This is a genomic window from Bacillus sp. FJAT-49711 (genome assembly GCF_018343715.1).
In the GTDB taxonomy this organism is placed as follows: domain Bacteria; phylum Bacillota; class Bacilli; order Bacillales; family Bacillaceae_C; genus Lederbergia.
The window spans coordinates 80,860-101,631 of record NZ_JAGYPL010000001.1 but is presented as its reverse complement, the minus strand read 5'-3'; the positions used below and the strand labels follow the sequence as shown (position 1 = coordinate 101,631).

The window sequence follows — 20,772 nt, the reverse complement described above, 5'->3', positions numbered from 1 at the left end:
ACGAAGTTATAAGATATTAAGTGCTTTTATATTATTTATTGACACAAAACTTCTAAATTTTTTTTATAAAATGACATAAATTAAGTACTTTTGTGCCACTCGTCAACATAAAAGTGACTACTTTTTTTGTCAAGAAAGTACCTACTCAGATACAAAATCCCAAGTTTGATGGTACTTTTCTATCATTACGCATAAGAGTAGGTACTAGTTTGAAGAACGGTGAACTGTGTCTTCAATTAAAAGTTGCAAATTTGTTGAAGGTTGATTGGAGAGAAGTGCGAGATTCCTGGTCGGCTAAAGACGGCCACGTCCTGTGGCCTACGCCGATAATAGGAAATCCTGTTCGTCTTGGAATCAGTGGGACATGTGAGACCCCGCAGGCATTTACGCCGAAGAGACTCATGGAAATGCGTAAGCGCCTTGACCAGCCCCGTAAAGCATAAGACAAATTACGCAGTGGCTTGCCTTTTAGCCACGTAGTAGTAATATGACTTATGACCTCTAGGGGCTAGGCGCTGCAGCTAGACAAACCGCCCGCCCCTCGGAAAGCGAGCAACTTTAGCGGAAATCAACCACGCACTACCTTGGTAAAGACACAGTGTTTGCAAAAACAGACTTATTTTTTGTACATTCCATTATGTAAGTTGCTTGCCAATCTCCCAATGGTGGCCAAATGGATCAACAATGCGTCCAATCCTCCAACCATGCTCTTTAGTTACGGGATAAACTTCAACTGCTCCAGCAGTAATAGCTTGTTTAAATAATGTATCTGGATCATCTACAGTCAAAACCATTCGAATTGAGCCTTGCCCTAATATATCAGGACTTGAATCAAGATCTTCTTGAATCCAAAAAAACGCTCCTTTTATAGATAACTGGGCAATAATAACCTTCTGATTCTCTTCTAGCTCGTAAATCACCTCACTACCAAATCCCTTTCTGTAAAATTCAATAGCCTTTGTACCGCTATTTACCGCTAACCAAGGTGCAATATTCGTTAATTCTGTCATATGAAATCCCCCTCATTTATCATTATTTTCAATATACTCCAAAAGTTGCATATATTACACTATTTATTGGTTGTAATTGTAAATAGGTGTTGTACATTTAGTACCATCATAGTAAGATTTAGCTAAATTACAGGGAAAAGAGGTAGGGGCTTGGAATATTTAACGACACATTTATTATTTAATTTATCCCTATTAATTGTATTGCTTTTTCCTTTTTTCATATGGTCAAAGCTGTACGGCAGTTTTCAAAACTATAAAGGGATTGCTCTTTTATATTGTTTCGTTTCAATCATTCTATGTTTTCTGCTTTCTTATAGAGTAAGTGATTCAGTTGTATTGGACTTGCGTATGGTTCCATTCGTCATTGGAGCACTTTATATGAGGCTAAGCCCATTACTAGGTCTACTTGTCATTATCCTTCGAGCTTTTCACGGGATAGATTTTGGATTCTATTTTGTGTTCGGCATTTATGGATTTTTAAGTATATTTTTCTGGTTTATTTCACCTTGGTTTTTTAAGCTTCAATCCAACCAAAGAATTCTATTTTCCACCTGCGTTACTTTTATATTTAGTGTTTTCATTACAATTTTCATAGAATTGTTTCACTTTCCTTTTCAGATTCTCGATTTGTGGATTGCCTTTACGGTTATACCACCCCTCGGAGTTGCGATGCTTTCTTTTATCATTGAAATGATTGAAAAAAGTCAACTGTTATACCATCAATTATTAAAGTCGGAAAAGTTGGAAGCGGTTGAACAAATGGGAGCAGCCATTTCACATGAAATTCGCAATCCACTAACATCTGCAATCGGATTTGCCCAGCTGCTGAATGAGGAATCATTGGAATCAGGAAAAAGAAAACAATATCTTTCTATTATAAAAGGAGAATTAGAAGCAGCTGAACGGGTTATAAAAGATTATTTAACCTTTTCAAAACCACAAATCGAATCAGTGGAAAAACTGAATGTAAACGAAGAACTCTATCATCTTTTAAATTTGCTTGAACCTTTAGCTAACCTATATTCCATCAAAATATCCTGCAAGTTTTCTTCAATCGTATACATAGAAGGCGACCGTCAGAAATTTCATCAATGTTTTATAAATATTATTAGAAATGTCATTGAATCATTATCAAATGGTGGAGATATATTAATCGAAACAGAAACTTCAAAAAAAAATGTCATTATTTATATTAAAGACTCCGGATTGGGAATGAGCAAGAAGCAATTAAATCGACTTGGAGAACCGTACTATTCAACAAACGGAAAAAAAGGGACAGGTCTTGGGATTATGGTCGCATATAGTATTGTAAAGGCGATGGGCGGGACGATTGATGTTCAAAGTTCTATTGGAATCGGCACAATCTTTCGATTTTCCTTTAAGCGTGTAGGCAACATATAAGATTGTAATTATTTTAGGGGGATTATTTATTGGACATAACTCTATACTTCTTTTTTAATCTTTCATTATTAATTATCATACAGTTCTTTAGTATATTATTGATAGGAATCTCTAAAAAACAACAATCTTTTAAAGTCCCAGCCATTTTGTTTTCTATTCTTAGTATAATTATTTGTTTTGCTTTTACATATCAAGTACATGAAAAAATCTTAATGAATTTATATTTTGTCCCTCTTTCAGTTGGGGGTCTGTATGTTGGAATCGGTCCATTCTTAGGCCTGCTCGCAATCATACTTAGTGGAATATATGGATTTGATATTGGATTTTTTTCTACTGTCATTGTCGTCGCAATTAGTGCATTATTAATTTGGAAAATATCCCCTTGGTTTTTAAAGCGTTCTGCAAAACAAAGAATCGCGATCGTAACCGGGATGACGTTGATTGCAGGCATCATCACTCCTGTCATCATGCAAATTAATCAAATTCAAATTCCGTTTCTTGTTTTCGATGTTTATTTTGCCTATTTGGTTATTCAGCCTCTTGGTGCAGCGATGATTGCATTCATTATAGAAATTACTTGCAATACAGTTCATCTCCGTCATCATCTAGTAAAATCAGAGAGATTAGAGATTGTTGAGAAAATGGCTGCTGCTATTTCCCATGAAATTAGGAATCCACTTACAGCTGCAATAGGCTTTGTCCAACTTATGCAAGATGAATCAATTTCAAAAGATAAAAGTGATCAGTATCTTTCCATCATAAATAGTGAATTAAATTCTGCTGAAAAAGTCATTCAAAACTTTTTAACCATTTCCCAGCCTCAAATCGAAATAGTCGAACCACTTAATGTTAATAAAGAATTACAATTTGCAATTGATATTCTTCATCCTTCTGCAAATAGAAACAATGTGCAAATTGAAATAAATAAATCCGACCTCTATTGGATTCATGGAGATCGGCAAAGTTTTCACCAATGCTTTGTAAATATTATTAAAAATTCAATTGAAGCGATGGAGAACGGCGGAACGATAACAATTGAGATTGGATCCGTTTCAGAAAATGTGAATATTCGCATACATGATACTGGTAAAGGCATGACACCCGAGCAAGTGGAACGTCTAGGCGAGCCATATTATTCTACTAAAGGAGAAAGCGGCACTGGCCTTGGAATAATGGTAGCTTATAATATCGTAAGAGCGATGAAAGGGACAATCTTCGTAAAAAGCGAGGTTGGGATAGGTACCACTTTTGAGTTTTATTTTCCTAAGGTAATATCGGATGGACCGCCAGAATAGTCAAAAGAAAGCCAGCAACGAATGCTGGCTTTCTTTTGACTTTTTATTTAAATCGAACCAAATAATATTTTTTCTTTCCACGACGTATAATTGTAAATTTATCTCCAAGTCGATCCTCATCACTTAAGCTGTACTGAAGATCAGTTACTCTTTCTCCGTTTATAGAGATTGCACCAGATTGAATGTCTTCCCTTGCCTGACGTTTAGAAGAAGAAATTTTTGCAGCAACAAGAAGCTCAACTAAATTCATATCGTCTCCATCTTGATGCACATGGGAAGGTACATCCTTAAAACCTTGCTCGATCTCATCAGCATTCAATTTTTTGACATCCCCGCTAAAAAGAGCTTCTGTAATCCGAATAGCTTGTTGTAAAGCAGGCTCACCATGTATAAGACCTGTCATTTCTTCAGCAAGCGCTCGCTGGGCCTTCCTCAAATGCGGCTCTTCCTGGACAGAGATCTCCAATTTTTCAATCGTCTCCTTATCAAGAAAAGTGAAGAATTTAAGATATTTCACTACATCTGCATCTGCTGTATTAATCCAGAATTGGTAAAATTCATATGGCGTTGTCTTTTTAGGATCGAGCCAGATAGCTCCCCCTTCAGTTTTCCCAAACTTCGTACCATCCGCTTTCGTCACGAGTGGTATAGTCATGCCATATGCTTTAGCTCCCTCACCCGCCATCTTTCGAATCATTTCAAGCCCTGTAGTAATGTTCCCCCATTGGTCACTTCCACCAATTTGCATTTTGCAATCCAGGTTTTGATAGAGCTTAAAGAAATCAATCGCCTGTAAGATTGTGTATGAAAACTCTGTAAAAGAAATCCCAGTATCTAAGCGTGATGCGATCGTATCTTTTGCAAGCATGTAATTAACACCGATGTTTTTACCAAAGTCTCGCAAAAATGTTATAAGGTCCATTGAACCTGCCCAATCAAAATTATTCGTCATGACTGCTGCATTGTCACCATCAAAATCGAATATTAACTCTAGCTGCTTCTTAATTCCTTGAACGTTTTTCTCAACTTGCTCAATCGTTTGCAATTGACGTTCTTCTTTTTTTCCACTTGGATCACCAATTAACCCAGTAGCACCGCCAACTAGCACAATAGGTCGATGACCATTCTGCTGAAAGCGTCTAAGTGTTAAAAATGGCAGTAAATGTCCAATGTGCATGCTGTCTGCTGTAGGATCCACACCACAATACAATGAAATTTTTTCTTTTTTTAGTGTATCTTCCATTCCTTCAGCATCAGTTTCTTGATAAATAATTCCTCGCCATCTTAAGTCTTCTAATAATTGCACCATCAGTTATCCCCACTTTCCATGAAATTAAAGGCTATTTTCTTAAAATTTGTTGTTTTTGTAAAAGCCCAAAAACCGGCTTTTACGCCTAATAAGGAAGTTTAGCGGTTCTTATTAAGCTAGTAGCTCTTTTCCCATTTTAATATTTTGTTTCAAGGATAAAGTCTATTTCTCGTTATTGATTTACATCTAATAGCAATAATATTTGGGAAAAGAGTCAAATTAAAAAACGCCCCTTCGTAAAAACGAAGGGACGACTATTTACCGTGTTACCACCCAACTTAGGAATATGAAAAATAACTATTCCTCACTTCATTTCATTAACGATGCTTTTCACCGTTTGCCGCTACTCCATTTCACAGCAAAAGCTCAAGGAGGTAATTCATCATACTGTTTGTGCCAGTTCGCACCAAACACTGGCTCTCTTCATACAGGGACAGCTGACTACTCATTCCTGTCAATGCTTGTTTTTATTAAATTTCATGATTAATATATCGTATTTTAAACATATATCAATAATAATGTCAATCTTGGCGCGGAAAATACTCCAATTTTACATACCATTCTTTCCAATTATGCTATAATAGGAATGATTTTGGGGGGATTAAAACTTATGACAAATCGCGAAAATAGAAGCAAAGAACGAATGAATAAGCTCGCTTCCACTTTTAAATTTAAAAATGTCGGCAAGGGAGTCCGCATTACTTACGGTGTCGTTTGGAATTTACTGCTTCTGCTTTTACTCGTCATCATGATTGGCGGTGCATTTGCCGGAGGAGTCGGCGCTGGGTATTTTGCAGCTCTTGTAAAAGATGAAAAAGTACGTGCCGAAGCTTCAATGGTAAAAGATATTCATCAATATGAAGAAACGTCAACTTTATATTTTGCAAATAATGTTCCACTTGGTAAATTGCGGTCTGACATTGACCGGGAGGAAGTTAGTATTAAGGATGTATCTGATTATTTAAAGAAAGCTGTTGTTGCTACGGAAGATGAATATTTTTATGAACATAAAGGTGTAGTTCCAAAAGCATTATTCCGTGCAGTATTTCAAGAGTTTACAAACTCTGCAGTTCAATCAGGTGGAAGTACGTTGACACAGCAGCTGATTAAGAATCAAATTTTAACAAATGAAGTATCCTTTGATCGTAAAGCAAAGGAAGTTCTTCTTGCTTTACGGGTTGAGAGATTCCTAGATAAAGATGAAATTTTAGAAGCATATTTAAATGTCTCGACATTCGGCAGGAATTCTTCCGGGCAAAACATTGGGGGTGTCCAAGCTGCTGCTAAAGGAATCTTTGGAATAGAAGCAAAAGACTTGAGCCTACCACAGGCCGCCTTTATAGCAGGTTTGCCGCAAAGTCCTTTCGGATATACACCTTTTACGAACAAAGGTGAAGTTAAGAGCCCTGAAGGACTTGAACCGGGGCTAAATCGAATGAAAACCGTTTTAACTAGAATGAAAAATGAAAAGTATATTACAGAAAAAGAGTATAACAAAGCAATCAAATACGATATAACAGCTGACTTTATTCCAAAACAGCCGAGAACATTTGAAGAATACCCTGCTCTAACGTTTGAACTTGAAGAAAGAGCGGTCGATGTCCTGACAGAGGTATTAGCAAAAAAAGATGGATATAAAAAGGCAGATTTGGCAAAGGATAAAAATCTCTACGGGAAATATTGGACTTTGGCCAATAGAGACATACGTCAAAATGGATATAACATTCATTCTACAATCAACAAGAAAATTTATGATATTCAACAAAAAGTGAAAGATGAATATCAAAATTATGGACCGACATACAAACGCGAACGGAAAAATGAAGAAACTGGTGAAATGGAAACAGTGGATGATCCAGTTCAGATTGGTTCTATTTTAATAGAAAATAAATCCGGAAAAATCTTGAGCTTTGTTGCCGGACGCGATTATGAGTTGGATCCATATAACCATGCTACACAAGCAAAACGTCCAAATGGTTCAACAATGAAACCATTGCTAGTCTATGCACCGGCTTATGAACTTGGGGCAAGCGCTCCTGGTGCCGTTGTCGCGGATTTGCCTTACGTAGGGATTCGTCCTGGCTGGATGCCGAACAATTTTGTCAGAGGTAAGTTTTACGGTCTTGTTTCAACAAGATACGCTCTTGCAAAATCGTATAACGCCTCGGCAGTGGCAACGTATATGAAAATCATCGATCAAAAGCCTACAAAATTTTTAGAAAAAATGGGATTTACAAGTTTAGTAAAGGATGAGTATCAAAACCCTTCTTTAGCACTTGGAGGATTAACAAATGGTGTAACCGTCGAGGAAAATACAAATGCTTATACAACGTTTGCAAACGGCGGTAAGTTCATAGATGCTTATATGATTGAAAAGATTACCGATCAAAAAGGAAAGATCATTTTTGAACAAAAATCGAAACCAGTCGATGTATTTAGCCCACAAACGGCCTATTTAATGACGGATGTCATGCGGGGTGTTTTAAATTTCGGTACGGCTCAAGCATTGCCTGGGATGCTGAAGTTTAATACTGACTGGGCGGGTAAAACAGGTACTTCCAATGATGCCAAAGATTCTTGGCTCGTGGTGTCAAATCCGAACGTAACAATGGGAACATGGATTGGATACAATTCAAATAAAGCCCAAAGTCAAGGCTATGACTTTAGAAACTATCGCATCTGGGCTAACTTAATGAACTCAGCATACGATGTCGCTCCAGACATTGTTAAACCAAAAGATAATAAACGATTTGAAATGCCGGGTGGGATCGTCAATCGATCATATTGTGCGGTTTCAGGTATGCTCCCATCTGAAGCATGTTCTAAAGCTGGTCTCGTTCAAGCGGATATTTTTAATGCAAAATATGTTCCTTCCAAAACGGATGATAGCTTAGGTGCAGGTGGGCGATATATTTTAGCTAGCGGAAAAAAATATGCAGCATTGCCATCTACTCCTGAAGAATTTACGAAGCAGGGCTTAGTGATTAATCCTGAATTCCTAAAACGAATAACAATGGGTTATGTAAAAGACTTTTCGCAGCTCATTCCAGATAATCCTAAATGGAAAGATCTTTTAGTTGCAGATGATAAGCTTGCAGATGACGGCAAGGCCCCTGCAGCAGTTAAAGCTTCTTTCACTAACGGGGCGCTAAAATGGGGGGCATCTTCAAGTAAAGATGTAATTGGTTACCGTATTTATACAGAAGAAGGCAAAAAGATTGCGTCCATCAAATCTGATGAAGACCTAGCACATAAAGTCGGGGATGGAATGTTTCACGTTGTGGCAGTCGATATTGCCGGCAGAGAGTCAAAACCATCCGAAAAAGTAGGAAATGGCGATGAACTCAAGAAAAAGGAAGAAGAAAAGAAATTAGAAGAAGAGAAGAAAAAAGCTGAAGAACAGAAGAAAGTCGAAGAGGAAAAGAAAAAAGAAGAAGAGAAAAAAGCGGCAGAGCAAAAAAAGAAAGAAGAAGAACAAAAAAAGAAGGAAGAGGAAAAGAAAAATAATAATGGAAACAACTCAGATGGAGATGAGGATACTCCATAAAAAACCGGGCATTTACGCCCGGTTTTTTGGTTATCTTTTATTGTAATTGCATCTACTTCCTATAATAGTGATCTCGCCGAAAAGCGAAAAAGAAGAAGTAGATATGTTTTTTTGAAAAAATAATGTGGAAGCGAATCATTGAGAAAGACAGTCTTCGTTTCCGTATTCCCCTTTTACACAATGAACATGTGTGTTAATCAACTTTCATCCTCGCATCTCCTACTTTCGAGAACAAACATGCATATAGGTCAACACTCGTTACTGTATTTCCCAAGCGAACCAAAAAAAGTCCTGCACATCAATCTCTCAGATGATACAGGACTTTCAATTAGTCTTCCATTGTAGATAAATCGCCTGTTGGCAAGTTCAATTCCCAAGCTTTTAGAACGCGGCGCATTATTTTTCCGCTGCGTGTTTTTGGCAGTTTATCGCGGAATTCAATTTCACGAGGGGCCGCATGAGCAGCAAGACCTTTTTTCACGAATTGCTTAATATCTTCCGCCAATTCCTCTGAAGGCTCATTCCCATCAAGCAATGCAATAAATGCTTTTATGATTTCACCACGAACAGGGTCTGGTTTTCCAATAACACCAGCTTCCGCTACGGCTGGGTGTTCGAGTATTTTGCTTTCTACTTCAAACGGTCCAACACGTTCTCCAGAAGTCATGATAACATCATCCACCCTCCCTTGGAAGAAGAAATACCCATCTTCATCCATATAGGCAGAGTCACCTGAAACATACCAATCACCTGGCAAGAAATAAGAATTATATTTCTCTTTGTTATTCCAGATTTCATGCATCATGGACGGCCAGCCTTTTTTAATTGCCAGATTTCCCATTCTATTTGCCGGAAGTACATTTCCTTGGTCGTCAACAATTGCTGCCTCAACTCCAGGAATCGGTTTGCCCATAGAACCAGGCTTAATTTCCATGCTAGGATAATTTGCAATTAGCATAGCTCCTGTTTCTGTCATCCACCATGTATCGTGAATGCGTTTTTGGAATACTTTCATTCCCCAGCGGATGACTTCAGGGTTTAGTGGTTCACCAACACTTAAAACATGGCGCAATTCGGATAGATCAAATTGTTTTACAAGCTCATCCCCGGCACTCATTAACATTCTATAAGCTGTTGGCGCACTATACCATACGGTCACACCGTAATCCTCTAATGTTTGATACCAATTTTCCGGTTTAAAGCGACCACCAACAACCACGTTTGTTGTTCCTGTTAACCAAGGTCCAAACATGCCATATGAAGTTCCTGTCACCCATCCAGGATCAGCTGTACACCAATAAATATCTTCTTCCTTCAAATCTAATATCCAGCGAGCTGTTTCATATTGCTGAATCATCGCATTGTGAACATGGAGCACACCTTTAGGGCGTCCAGTTGACCCAGATGTATAATGAAGGATCATTCCATCCTTTCGATCGACCCATTCAATATCTAGATTTTTATCCGCCTCATTTAAGCGTTTATTAAAATCTATATAAGGACCTTCTTCTTCTATTCCTTCTCCGACTAAAAAGATATGCTTTAATTCAGGCAACTCATCAACTGGAACCCTTTTAAGCAACTCTGGTGTCGTAATGAGAACTTTTGCCTCACTATCTTCTAGTCTATCTTTTACTGCACCTTCCATAAAAGCTTCAAAAAGTGGGCCAACAATCGCTCCAACCTTTATCGCTCCAAGAATAGCAAAATAAAGCTCTGGTGATCTCGGCATAAAAATAAATACTCGATCACCTTTTTCCACATTTCCAAACTCTCTTAAAGCGTTTCCTGCTTTATTCGTCCATTTTTTCATATCATAAAACGTATATGTTTCATCTCTTACACCATCACGGTAATAAAGCGCAACTTTATTTTTGCGGAACGTTTCTGTATGACGATCAATAGCCTCATAAGCCATATTAACGCGGCCAGTTTCATACCATGAAAAGTTTTTTTCTGTCTCGGACCAATTAAAGTTAGCATACGTTTCATCGTAATTTTGTAAATTATAATTACCTTCTATAACTGGCAACGCTTCCAATTTCATATTTACAACTCCCCTTTGTATCTAGAAATTACTTTTTATATTATAATATAAATAGCTATTATTCTCAATTTTTTTAATAATTTATTGAATATATTTTTGATATCTTGTGTCTCTAAAAAGGCTATTATTGTTATACCAGGGTAGTGCTTGGTTGATTTCCGCTACAGTTGCTCGCTTTCCGCGTGGCGGACAGTTTGTCTAGCAGCAGCGTCTAGCCCCTCGAGGTCATAAGTCATATTACTACGTGGCTAAAGGGCAAGCCTCTGCGTAATTTGTCTTATGCTTGTCGGGGCTCGTCAAAGCGTTTACGCATTTCCATGAGCCTCCTCGGCGTAAACGCCTGTGGGGTCTCACCTGTCCCACAGGAGTCTTGCACTTTCGCTACAATCAACCTTTAATAGATTTTGAGTTAAAAAAAAGATTAAGCCAATTAAAGAAAAATTATTTAAGATTGATGATTCATCCTTTTAATGAGTTATCTCTGTTATTATTATTTATTCATTTTCGTGAAGGTATTAGAATTCATAGGCGGAGAATTTCCGGCTAATGCTTATAGAGGAGCTTAAGAAGCAGATATAAGCGGAGATATTCCTATTAACTGCTCTAAATTAGACAAAATCTAAAGATTTGTATTATATAATCGGAAAAACATCCTTTATTATTATGGTAATATGGGTATTTTCCAATTTAAACGGAATGTATCCGTTTATTTTAAAAATACAGAGAACAGTCGCCCTACTATGAGCAAAATAATATCTCAGTTGATCTACATTCCAGGCGGCGTCTCCTTGTCGGCTAAATAAGGCCATGTCCTGTGGCCAACGTCGACTCTAGGACGTCCTGTCCCGTCGGGGGTCAGCGTGACAGGTGAAGAACCCCCGCAGGGCGCAAAGCAACCGGGTAGGCTCACCGCACGCCTCCGAGAAAGCGCGTCCGCTTGGAACGAAAATCAAATCAACGGGTGGCTGGATACAAACAACGTTAAAATAAGGAGGCTTGTTGTGTGGAGCATATAAAGACGTATAATGCAATGGAGTTAAGGACGAAAAATGGTCATTTACTCATTGAAGGACCAATATCAGCAGCGCAGCTTAGCAATCTTGAATTTCATGAAGATCTTGTTGCTTTTCGACCAGCAAAACAGCAACATGATGCATTAATCGGAATTGCAGATCTCCCGGAAGGAAGAATTATTATTGCAAGAGTTGAAAACCAAGTAGTTGGCTATGTTACATATTTATATCCTGATCCTTTAGAAAGATGGTCGCAGGGAAATATGGTGAATTTAATCGAACTTGGGGCCATTGAGGTTATTCCAAAATATCGAGGATCCGGGGTTGGAAAAGGGCTGTTGCACGTCTCCATGATGGATGATGCGATGGAAGATTATATTATTATTACGACTGAATATTATTGGCATTGGGATTTAAAAGGAACTGGGCTAGATGTGTGGGAATATAGAAAAATTATGGAAAAAATGATGAGCTCCGGTGGTTTAGAATGGTATGCGACCGATGATCCAGAAATTACTTCCCACCCTGCCAACTGTCTGATGGTCCGAATTGGTAAAAGGGTGAATACTGAATCCATTCAACAATTTGATAGTATTCGTTTTGTTAATCGCTTTATGTATTAGCATTATTTAAAAAGGGGTGAAAAATATTGATAGTAGAACAAATTATGACGAAGGACGTCATTACATTAACTCCCGATGATTCAATTAGAACAGCCATTCATTTAATGCGCGAAAAAAATATAAGGCATCTTCCACTTCTTAATACTGAAAAAGAAATTGTAGGACTTGTGACAGATCGCGATATAAAAAGTGCCACACCAGTATTCTCTGAAAGTGAGAAAATGCATGAACAGCTGGAAATGCCGCTCTCCACTATTATGACAACTAATATTATTTCAGGGCACCCCCTTGATTTTGTAGAGGAAGTCGCTGTTATTTTTTATCACCACAAAATTGGCTGCCTTCCTATTTTAAATAGCGGGAAGCTAGTAGGTATTATAACAGGAACAGATTTATTACATACGTTAGTTGAATTGACAGGTGCAAATAAACCTGGTTCACATATTGAGGTGAAAGTTGAAAACCGCCCTGGTGTGCTTCATGAAGTAACACGTATTTTTCAGGAATTTCAAGTGAATGTTCATAGTGTTCTTGTGAGTCCAGATCAGGAGGATGAAAGGTACAAAATTCTCGTTTTTCGAGTGGCCACCATTAATCCCCTTTTGCTCATCGAAAAATTAAAAAAAGAAGGACTTCAAGTGATGTGGCCAAATATGCCAGGGATGGAAACATGAAAAAGGATTCGGTATTTATTTATTCCGACTCATTATTGTCATACCGATTTTCAGACCATCATCCATTTAACCAGCATCGATTAACGCTAACTTTAGATTTATTAAAAGAATTAGGAGCAATTAAAGCCGATGATATTATTGCGCCTAGAATGGCATCTGATGAGGAACTTCTTTTAAATCATGAACGTTCTTTTATAGAAGCGATTAAATTAGCAAGCAGCGGGAATCTTTCCAAGGAAAAAGCAGAAGGTTTTGGCTTAGGCACTGAAGATACCCCAATTTTTAAAGGCATGCATGAGGCAAGTGCCGGGCTCGTTGGTGGAACATTGACAGCAGTCGATTATGTTTTACAAGGTAAAGCCAACCATGCCCTCCATCTCGGTGGTGGCTTGCATCATGGTTTCCCAGGAAAAGCCTCGGGATTTTGTGTCTATAATGACAGTGCAGTTGCGATTAAATACATTTTAGAAAAATACAATGCACGCGTTTTATATGTAGATACGGATGCACATCATGGAGATGGTGTTCAAGGCTCTTTTTATGATGATGAATTAGTTTGTACCCTTTCCATACACGAGACGGGCAGATATTTATTTCCCGGGACAGGAAATGTAAATGAATGGGGACAAGGAAATGGTTATGGATATTCCTTTAATATTCCCCTTGATGCTTTCACAGAGGATGAATCGTTTTTAGAATCATATAGATCCGCATTTGCAGAAATCGCAGAATATTTTAAACCAGACGTGATTGTAACACAGAATGGTGCAGACGCTCATTATTTTGATCCTTTAACTCATCTTTCCAGTTCCATGAAAACGTATCGAGGAATACCTAAATTAGCACACGAACTGGCACATACATATTGTGATGGAAAATGGATCGCTGTTGGCGGAGGCGGTTATGATATATGGCGAGTTGTTCCAAGAGCATGGTCGCTTATTTGGCTTGAGATGATAGGTTGGCCAAATGTTTCTGGTCCTCTTCCGGAAAATTGGCTAAAACGCTGGCAGCCAAAAGCACCTGTTTCATTAATTGATCAGTGGGAGGATCCGGTAGATATGTATAACCCAATTCCTCGAAAAAAAGATATTGAAGAAAAAAATAAGCAAACTGTTGATCGTGCTCTTTATTTAGTGAGGCAGCAACTAGAAAGAATCAATCAAAAAAACGGGCAAGTCTGATTAGCCCGTTTTTCCTTTCTAGCATAAGACATCTTGTAGAGTGACATAGCCCAGCTTTTCTTTATTAGTCTTTTGTTGTACCTCGATATTCAATACGATGAGGAAGAACAACGGTTTGCTCGTCTACTTTCTCTTTATTCATTAACTTTGTCAACAATCTCATGGCAACTGCTCCTATATCATATAAAGGCTGAACAATAGAAGTAAGCTGCGGCCTTACCATTAAAGTAAGTCTAGTGTCATCAGATGAAATAACTTCCAAATCATTAGGAATAGTCAATCCTTCATCCTGTGCACCATGCATAATCCCCAGCGCCAATTCATCATGTCCTGCTACAACCGCTGTAGGTTTCTCATCCATTTGGCTCAATTTTACCCAAGCTTCAAGCCCAGAATCATATGAGTCATCACTTTCAACAACATATTCCTCATTGTATTCCAAGCCTGCTTTTTCAAGGGCTTCTTTATAGCCAATTAGTTTTTGATCTCGATTAATCGTATCATTCAATGAACCAATCGCATATGCAATTCTTTTATGCCCTTTATTTACAAATGCTGTTACAGCATCAAAGGCAGCTTGGCGGTAATCAATATTGACTGAAGGGACAGCTTCATTCTCCTCAATGGAGCCCGCCAATACGATTGGAACTGGAGAACGATTGAATTCGTTTCTTAATTCCTCATTAATATTACCGCCCATAAAGACAATTCCATCCACTTGCTTTCCGAGCATCGTATTGAGAAGATGCAATTCTTTATTCAAGTTTTGGTCAGAATTACTTAATATAATATTGTATTTATACATTGTTGCGATGTCTTCAATTCCACGTGCTAACTCTCCATAAAATATACTAGAGATATCTGGAATGATCACACCCACTGTTGTCGTTTTTTTACTAGCTAGACCCCTTGCCACTGCATTAGGTCTATACTCTAACCGGTCAATTACCTCTAAAACCTTTTTTCTAGTAGTCGGCTTTACATTGGGATTACCATTAACCACCCTAGAAACGGTAGCCATCGATACATTTGCTTCTCTTGCAACATCATATATTGTTACATTCATTTACAGCACACACTCCTCTATTACATCTTTCGACAAAACGATCAATAACCGTTTAATAATACTTCAATAATCATACGATACAGAGCCTCTACCTGCAAATTATTTCCCTTGTTTGTGAAAAATATTTCATATTTATACTTATATATACAAAATATACCCTTTTTTTTCATATTTATGAGATATAGATGAAAACTTGTCGGTTCTTAATCTTCTTTTCGCATCGAAGATATGATACATTTTTAAATAGCGTATATACATATTTGTATCTTTTCTGGAAGGTGAATTTCAGTGCAAAACAATAAGATTTTTGCATTAGATATCGGTACTCGTTCTGTTGTAGGACTCATCCTTGAAGAGAACGAGGAAAAATATAAAGTTTTAGATTTAGTTGTAAAAGAGCATAAAGCGAGAGCGATGGTCGATGGACAAATTCATGATATACAAGCGGTCTCATATGTTATTAAAGAAGTAAAAGAGCTATTAGAAAAAACATATGGAAAGCTCTCTAAGGTTTGTGTAGCTGCTGCTGGACGCTCATTGAAAACAGAGCGTGCAAAAGCCATAGTGAATATAAAAGGCAAGCCGATCATCAGTCAAGAGGATATCCTTTATCTGGAGCTAGCCGCAGTCCAAAATGCTCAAGCGATTGCTGCGGAACAGCAAGCGATCGAAAACTTTCAATCCTATTATTGTGTAGGTTACTCTGTACTCCATTATTTTATTGATGATCAGCTCATAGGGAATTTAATTGATCAACAAGGTGACGAAGCTTCAGTAGAAATAATTGCTACATTCTTACCTCGGGTTGTGGTAGATTCTCTCATAAAGGCTTTGCAAAGAGCTGATTTAGAGCTTGATGCTCTTACATTGGAGCCGATTGCGGCTATTAATGTTCTTGTACCTGTTTCGATGAGGAGGCTAAATGTGGCTCTTGTTGATATAGGTGCTGGAACATCCGATATCGCGATTACAAATGCCGGAACAGTTGTCGCCTATGGGATGGTTCCGACCGCGGGTGATGAAATTACGGAAGCGATTAGTGATCATCTCCTCCTTGATTTTCCAGATGCTGAACAAGCGAAAAGAGAGCTTTGGGAGAATGACGCCATTACTGTTCATGATATACTCGGTTTCGAAAATGAATTATCTAAAGTAGATGTCGTTAAACAGATTTCACCTGCTATTGATAAGCTTTCTAAAGAAATTAGTATGGAGATTAGAGAATTAAATAACGGACAACCTCCAAAAGCCGTTATGCTTGTTGGAGGAGGAAGCAAAACTCCCGAACTGCCAAAAAGATTGGCTGGAATGTTAAATTTACCTGAAAATAGAGTGGCGATTAGAGGAGCAGAAGCCATTCAAGGTTTAACCTTTGCCGAACATATTCCCGGTGGGCCTGAACATATTACACCAATTGGCATCGCTATCTCAGCTCGAAAATCACCGATCCAATATGTTACTGTTATGGTAAATAATCAAACTACTCGTATGTTTGAAGTAAAGGATTTAACGGTTGGCGACTGTATTCTTGCCTCAGGCATTTTAATTAATAAACTTTACGGAAAACCTGGAATGGCTATATTTGTAACAATGAATGGTCAGCAAGTTACGATTCCCGGCTCATATGGTGAACCTCCTATTCTATTAAAAAATGGAAAAGAATGTAGTTTAGAAGATCAGATTACAAATGGTGATGAAATTATTGCTCAAAAAGGAGCAGATGGTGAACAATCACATATTAGAATAAGAGATCTAATTGATGAAATTCCTAAAAAGCATGCTGTGATTAATGGAAAGTCATACAATATCGCTGCCATAATCAAGATAAATGGTAAGAAGGCTTCACTCAATGATAAGATTAGTGACCGTGACAGCATTAAGGTTGATATTCCAGATTCTATTTCCGAGCTGCTTTCGACCTTGAATTTAAATGAATTACTAAACGTCCTCCATCCTTTTAAGCTGTATATTAACGGCAAAGAAAAGGTTATTCCTAATTTTTCGGGCGAAATTCGACTAAATGGCCGGCGTACAACTGAAAATGAAACACTTTCTTCGAACATTGATGTAAACATTGCTAGGAAAATGACGCCAACGATTAGTAATTTGGCTTCATCTATGGGGCATTTGTTAAAACGATCTATTACTGTTTTTTTTAATGATGAAAAAATTACTATATCTAAAACAGCTGGCGAATATAAACGTAATGGAGAGATATTAAAACAAGAGGAAGAATTGTTTTCAGGAGACCATATTGAATGGAATGAAGCGAGTGAATCAACTTTTATTTTCCAAGATATTTTTAATTTTGTAGAAGTAAATAAACCGAAAAACGCATCAGGCAATTTCTCGATTTTATTAAATAATGAAGAAGCCACTTTTTACTCGCCCATTCAAAATGGTGATCATTTAGAAATTGTTTGGCCGACTGTAACTTATGATAAATAAGGACTTTCTGTCTAACAAATCACTGCAATAAAACAAAGCATTACTCTCCAGTAAAATGCACATAATTAATCTTGGCACAATGTTGATTGTAGAGGATAGAGTGTGAGAGCCCTGTGGGAATACTTGGCTGGGGAGATCCCGTTTCCGAGGAAATTCCCTATATCTCGCGGAAAAAGCGATCCAGCAGCAGAAATGAACAGTTCAGGTATCAAAGAGGGCTAAATTAAATGAGGGCTTCCAAAAAGTCGACTACTATGACTTTTTGGAAGCCCCTATTTTCGTTATTGTTATTGTCTAGCTGCAGCGCCTTCCGCTTTTCCTACTCATTCATCGAGTTGTTTATTTGCTCTGCCATTTCTTTCGCTTTTTCAGAAACTTCATCGGTAGAACTTTTTGACTGGGCTTGCACCTCATCTATGTTTTCTTTCGCTTGATCCGCCATGTCATCAGTTGCTTCGTGCACTGTTTTTCTCCATCCATCCGTCATATCCTTTGTTTCTTCTGATAGTTGATCAGTCGCATTGTTTGTAGCAGTTCGGAGTTGATCTGCTTTATCCTTCACGACTTCTACTACCGTATTGCCTTTTTCCATCGCTACTTGGCGAAGCTGATTCGTTTTTTCCATAGCTGTCGAGCTGATTTCAGATCCCTTTTCCATTACAGTTTCTTTCCATTCACCAGACTTTTCTTTTAAAGCTTCCACTTGGCTATTGATATCTGTTCGCAGTTCTTTCCCCGATTTTGGAGCCATTAATAATGCAGTAACTGCACCTACAAGACTCCCTACGATAATCCCAGTCATGAAATTGCCAGTATTGTTTTGATTATTACTCATAATATCATCCTCCATCCTTTTATTTACTTTTTTAGCTATTACTACGTTCAAGTTGATGGGTGTGGATTTTCACTTCAGAATCAAATGGTTTTTTCTCATCATGTTTGTTTTTTTCACCAAACCATTTATCTTTTAACTCTTTAACGACTGCACCCCATTGTACTACTTGGGCGACTTTATCTTGATTCCTAACCATTGCCGATGATACAGATGTAGATACTTTTCGAAGCGAGTCATTCATATCTTGGATCGTACTTCCTACTCCTTGAACTGCATGAACGACAGTATCCAACTTCTCTACTTTTCCTTGAATATCGTCCGCTAGGACATTTGTTTTATGTAGTAGCATTGTTGTTTCACCTGTAACACCCTTTAGCTGCGATTCCAGCCCATCCAGTGTATGCGAAACACTTTCCAGCGTTTCTTTCATAGCTTTTAAAGTTTTAGTTAAACTCAAGACTAGAATAAAAAACGCAATTGCAATTAATGCCACACTTAAATATAAAATAATCTGCATGTATGCAGCACCTCCTAATGTACAATTCACTTTACCCTTGTTTAACAATACATAAACAGATAAATTTATACTTCGTTATAACAGGGATGATATCCTTCTTAATTATGTATTATAATTCACTTATTTAAAATGAAGTATTCCAATAATACAAAAAGAGGCTGACCCAAAGTCTTGCTAGTACAAGGCCAGAGGGGCAACCCCTTATTCGTATGTCATTTGTTCAGCTTGAGCGCCCAGCCCCTCGAGGTCAAATAACCTGAGTCAACAAATGTCAAAAACCGGACTTTTATTGACTCAGAACATTTGCTTGTCTGAGGCCCACAGGATGCGGGTCAGGAAGGCGGTGCAACGTACACGGATGTACTAGTGGAGGCGAAGCGATAGGACGTTGCAGTTTTAGCCTTCCTTCCACTCCAAGGCGCTTTAGCTTTTCGTTTTATTGTGCTTTTTTCAATTGCTGTTGTAAAAGACCCTCGTAAGCTAATTGAAACTTTTGTATATCCCCAGCTCCCATAAAGAGTAACACGGAGTTATTTAGCATTAAAAGTGGAGAAGTATCCTCTTCATGTAAGATTTCCGCTCCATCAATTTTTGCTTTTAAATCATTAATAGATAACTTCCCATGATTTTCCCGAGCAGAACCAAAAATTTCACATAAATATACCTTATCTGCTTCCCCTAAGCTTTCACCAAATTCCTGTAAAAACGTTTGGGTGCGTGTAAATGTATGCGGCTGAAATACTGCGACAATTTGACTATTTGGGTATTTTTGACGAGCTGCATTAATGGTGGCCTTAATTTCAACTGGGTGATGAGCATAATCATCAACCAATACTTGATTGCCGATTACTTTTTCAGTAAAACGACGCTTAACTCCGCCAAATGTCTTCAATTGACTTTGAAGCACTTCTACATTGATTTCCTCATAATGACATAACGCAATAACCGATAAAGCATTTAATACATTATGGTCACCAAAGGTGGGAATTTCAAAAGACGCATAAAAATGGTTACGTACAAAAACATCAAATTTTGTACCACTTGTGGATTTTTGAAGATTCCGAGCTTGGAAGTCATTTCCATTCCCAAAACCATAAAATATTACAGGTACCTCAGCTTGTATTTTTTGGAGCTGATCATCATCCCCAAAGGCAATAATTGCTTTATTTACTTGCATAGCCAGCTGTTGAAAAGCTGAATATACGTCATCAATATTAGAAAAATAATCTGGATGATCAAAATCGATATTTGTCATAATGGCATAATCCGGAAAATAAGAAAGGAAATGTCTTCGATACTCGCAAGCTTCAAACACAAAGTATTCCGCATCTTTCACTCCACTTCCAGTTCCATCACCAATTAGATAAGAAGTAGGCTTTGCACCACCCATGACATGGGAAAGCAGCCCTGTTGTGGAAGTTTTCCCGTGAGATCCAGTAACGGCAATACTAGTGAACTTATTCATAAATTCTCCTAGGAATGCATGGTATCTTATAACAGGGATTCCTTGTTTCAATGCTTCATCAATTTCTTCATGCGTATCTGGAAAAGCATTTCCGGCAATAACCGTCATGCCTTGAGTAATATTTTCGCGCTGAAATGGTAATATTTTTATTTTTGAGTCCTCAAGAGCTGCTTGAGTGAAAAAATACTTCCCCACATCCGAGCCTTGCACTTTATATCCCATATCGTGAAGAATTTGTGCAAGTGCGCTCATACCAGAGCCCTTAATACCTACGAAATGGTATACAGTCATATTTGAACCTCCAACAATCGTCTGTCTATTTGCATCATATGATGAAT

The 20,772-nt window shown here is 37.9% G+C and carries 14 protein-coding genes and 1 other annotated feature; of the genes, 7 read left to right on the top strand and 7 right to left on the bottom strand.

From position 1 onward, the window contains the following. Positions 1–635 precede the first annotated feature (635 nt). Complete coding sequence (locus KHA96_RS00600; protein ID WP_213127363.1) at positions 636–1,010, bottom strand: VOC family protein; 375 nt, start codon at positions 1,008–1,010, stop codon at positions 636–638. 150 nt (positions 1,011–1,160) lie between these two features. Between KHA96_RS00600 and KHA96_RS00595 the strand changes: the two genes are divergently transcribed. Then, a complete protein-coding gene (locus KHA96_RS00595; RefSeq protein ID WP_213127362.1) occupies positions 1,161–2,411 on the top strand; it encodes a sensor histidine kinase in 1,251 nt (416 codons plus the stop codon). A gap of 29 nt (positions 2,412–2,440) precedes the next feature. Next, positions 2,441–3,706: a sensor histidine kinase gene (locus KHA96_RS00590; protein WP_213127361.1), complete on the top strand. Its 1,266-nt coding sequence runs from the start codon at positions 2,441–2,443 to the stop codon at positions 3,704–3,706. A gap of 43 nt (positions 3,707–3,749) precedes the next feature. On the opposite strand, the gene tyrS is transcribed toward KHA96_RS00590, so the two are convergent. Then, positions 3,750–5,012: a tyrosine--tRNA ligase gene (gene tyrS / locus KHA96_RS00585; protein WP_213128633.1), complete on the bottom strand. Its 1,263-nt coding sequence runs from the start codon at positions 5,010–5,012 to the stop codon at positions 3,750–3,752. A 246-nt stretch (positions 5,013–5,258) separates the two neighbouring features. Then, positions 5,259–5,482, bottom strand: a binding site (T-box leader). A 143-nt stretch (positions 5,483–5,625) separates the two neighbouring features. Here tyrS and KHA96_RS00580 point away from each other — a divergent pair. Beyond that, positions 5,626–8,562 carry a transglycosylase domain-containing protein gene (locus KHA96_RS00580; RefSeq protein WP_213127360.1) on the top strand — a complete coding sequence of 979 codons (2,937 nt, stop codon included), beginning with the start codon at positions 5,626–5,628 and terminating at the stop codon, positions 8,560–8,562. Positions 8,563–8,890: 328 nt separating this feature from the next. On the opposite strand, the gene acsA is transcribed toward KHA96_RS00580, so the two are convergent. Beyond that, entirely contained in the window at positions 8,891–10,609 is a 1,719-nt protein-coding gene (gene acsA, locus KHA96_RS00575) for an acetate--CoA ligase (RefSeq protein WP_213127359.1), read from the bottom strand. A gap of 1,003 nt (positions 10,610–11,612) precedes the next feature. Here acsA and KHA96_RS00570 point away from each other — a divergent pair. Genes KHA96_RS00570 through KHA96_RS00560 form a run of 3 tightly spaced genes read left to right on the top strand, consistent with a single transcriptional unit; the run spans position 11,613 to position 14,103 of the window. Continuing rightward, a complete protein-coding gene (locus tag KHA96_RS00570) occupies positions 11,613–12,245 on the top strand; it encodes a GNAT family N-acetyltransferase (RefSeq protein WP_213127358.1) in 633 nt (210 codons plus the stop codon). 26 nt (positions 12,246–12,271) lie between these two features. Beyond that, positions 12,272–12,919, top strand: coding sequence for an acetoin utilization AcuB family protein (locus tag KHA96_RS00565; protein ID WP_213127357.1), 648 nt, complete (start codon positions 12,272–12,274; stop codon positions 12,917–12,919). Then, entirely contained in the window at positions 12,916–14,103 is a 1,188-nt protein-coding gene (locus KHA96_RS00560; RefSeq protein WP_213127356.1) for an acetoin utilization protein AcuC, read from the top strand. Before KHA96_RS00565 ends, KHA96_RS00560 begins: the two co-directional genes overlap by 4 nt. Positions 14,104–14,167: 64 nt before the next feature. On the opposite strand, the gene ccpA is transcribed toward KHA96_RS00560, so the two are convergent. Continuing rightward, a complete protein-coding gene (gene ccpA / locus KHA96_RS00555; protein WP_213127355.1) occupies positions 14,168–15,169 on the bottom strand; it encodes a catabolite control protein A in 1,002 nt (333 codons plus the stop codon). Between the two features lie 288 nt (positions 15,170–15,457). On the opposite strand from ccpA, the gene KHA96_RS00550 reads away from it, so the two are divergent. Further along, positions 15,458–17,617, top strand: a complete 2,160-nt coding sequence (locus KHA96_RS00550; protein WP_213127354.1) for a cell division protein FtsA — start codon at positions 15,458–15,460, stop codon at positions 17,615–17,617. Between the two features lie 319 nt (positions 17,618–17,936). Here the strand turns inward: KHA96_RS00550 and KHA96_RS00545 are convergent, their stop codons facing one another. The 3 genes from KHA96_RS00545 to murC form a co-directional block, all read right to left on the bottom strand. Further along, the gene (locus tag KHA96_RS00545) at positions 17,937–18,452 is read right to left on the bottom strand and encodes a YtxH domain-containing protein (protein ID WP_213127353.1); all 516 of its coding nucleotides are present in this window, start codon (positions 18,450–18,452) and stop codon (positions 17,937–17,939) included. 31 nt (positions 18,453–18,483) lie between these two features. Next, positions 18,484–18,969 (bottom strand): DUF948 domain-containing protein, encoded by a 486-nt coding sequence (locus KHA96_RS00540; protein WP_213127352.1) that lies wholly within the window; start codon positions 18,967–18,969, stop codon positions 18,484–18,486. A 436-nt stretch (positions 18,970–19,405) separates the two neighbouring features. Continuing rightward, on the bottom strand, positions 19,406–20,725 hold the full coding sequence (gene murC / locus KHA96_RS00535; protein WP_213127351.1) for a UDP-N-acetylmuramate--L-alanine ligase: 1,320 nt from the start codon (positions 20,723–20,725) through the stop codon (positions 19,406–19,408). Positions 20,726–20,772: the final 47 nt, after the last annotated feature.

Bases quoted from the DNA above. Each gene is read 5' to 3' on its own strand.
- KHA96_RS00600 (WP_213127363.1), bottom strand. From the start codon at position 1,010: ATGACAGAATTAACGAATATTGCACCTTGGTTAGCGGTAAATAGCGGT.
- KHA96_RS00580 (WP_213127360.1), top strand. From the start codon at position 5,626: ATGACAAATCGCGAAAATAGAAGCAAAGAACGAATGAATAAGCTCGCT.
- acsA (WP_213127359.1), bottom strand. From the start codon at position 10,609: ATGAAATTGGAAGCGTTGCCAGTTATAGAAGGTAATTATAATTTACAA.
- KHA96_RS00560 (WP_213127356.1), top strand. From the start codon at position 12,916: ATGAAAAAGGATTCGGTATTTATTTATTCCGACTCATTATTGTCATAC.
- ccpA (WP_213127355.1), bottom strand. From the start codon at position 15,169: ATGAATGTAACAATATATGATGTTGCAAGAGAAGCAAATGTATCGATG.
- KHA96_RS00545 (WP_213127353.1), bottom strand. From the start codon at position 18,452: ATGAGTAATAATCAAAACAATACTGGCAATTTCATGACTGGGATTATC.
- KHA96_RS00540 (WP_213127352.1), bottom strand. From the start codon at position 18,969: ATGCAGATTATTTTATATTTAAGTGTGGCATTAATTGCAATTGCGTTT.
- murC (WP_213127351.1), bottom strand. From the start codon at position 20,725: ATGACTGTATACCATTTCGTAGGTATTAAGGGCTCTGGTATGAGCGCA.